We start from the raw sequence: 1206 nt of genomic DNA, 5'->3' as shown, positions 1-1206 counted from the left end.
CACAGACTTCGGGTATTGCCAACTCTCATGGTGTGACGGGCGGTGTGTACAAGGCCCGGGAACGTATTCACCGCGACATGCTGATTCGCGATTACTAGCAACTCCGGCTTCATGTAGGCGAGTTTCAGCCTACAATCCGAACTGGGACAAGTTTTTGAGATTTGCTCCACCTCACGGTCTTGCGTCTCTTTGTACTTGCCATTGTAGCACGTGTGTAGCCCTAGACATAAGGGGCATGATGATTTGACGTCATCCCCACCTTCCTCCCGGTTAACCCGGGCAGTCTCGCTAGAGTGCTCAACTAAATGGTAGCAACTAACAATAAGGGTTGCGCTCGTTGCGGGACTTAACCCAACATCTCACGACACGAGCTGACGACAACCATGCACCACCTGTCTTCCTGTCGGCACCAAAGGTGCCGACTTCCCCGGTTAAGGGTAATTCAGGAGATGTCAAGTCTAGGTAAGGTTCTTCGCGTTGCTTCGAATTAAACCACATGCTCCGCTGCTTGTGCGGGCCCCCGTCAATTCCTTTGAGTTTTAATCTTGCGACCGTACTCCCCAGGCGGGATACTTATTGTGTTAACGGCGGCACGGAGGTGTTGAAACCCCCACACCTAGTATCCATCGTTTACGGCGTGGACTACCAGGGTATCTAATCCTGTTTGCTCCCCACGCTTTCGAGCCTCAGTGTCAGTTACAGTCCAGAAAGTCGCCTTCGCCACTGGGGTTCTTCCTAATCTCTACGCATTTCACCGCTACACTAGGAATTCCACTTTCCTCTCCTGCACTCTAGATATCCAGTTTGGAATGCAGCACCCAAGTTAAGCTCAGGTATTTCACATCCCACTTAAATATCCACCTACGCTCCCTTTACGCCCAGTAAATCCGGACAACGCTTGCCACCTACGTATTACCGCGGCTGCTGGCACGTAGTTAGCCGTGGCTTCCTCCTTGGGTACCGTCATTATCGTCCCCAAAGACAGAGCTTTACAACCCGAAGGCCTTCATCACTCACGCGGCGTTGCTGCATCAGGGTTTCCCCCATTGTGCAATATTCCCCACTGCTGCCTCCCGTAGGAGTCTGGACCGTATCTCAGTTCCAATGTGGCCGATCACCCTCTCAGGTCGGCTACGCATCGTCGCCTTGGTGAGCCATTACCTCACCAACTAGCTAATGCGCCGCGGGTCCATCTTATAGCGGATT

Annotated in this window: 1 rRNA gene; it reads right to left on the bottom strand. The window is 52.7% G+C overall.

Going from position 1 to position 1206, the window contains the following annotated elements:
• A 16S ribosomal RNA gene (locus JHL18_RS10515) occupies nucleotides 1-1206 on the bottom strand; the annotation flags it as partial.

The sequence above is a fragment of the Clostridium yunnanense genome, assembly GCF_016595795.1.
Taxonomy (GTDB): Bacteria; Bacillota; Clostridia; order Clostridiales; family Clostridiaceae; genus Clostridium_AR; species Clostridium_AR yunnanense.
Note: the sequence above shows the minus strand (reverse complement) of the source record. Positions and strands in the feature narration are given on the sequence as shown.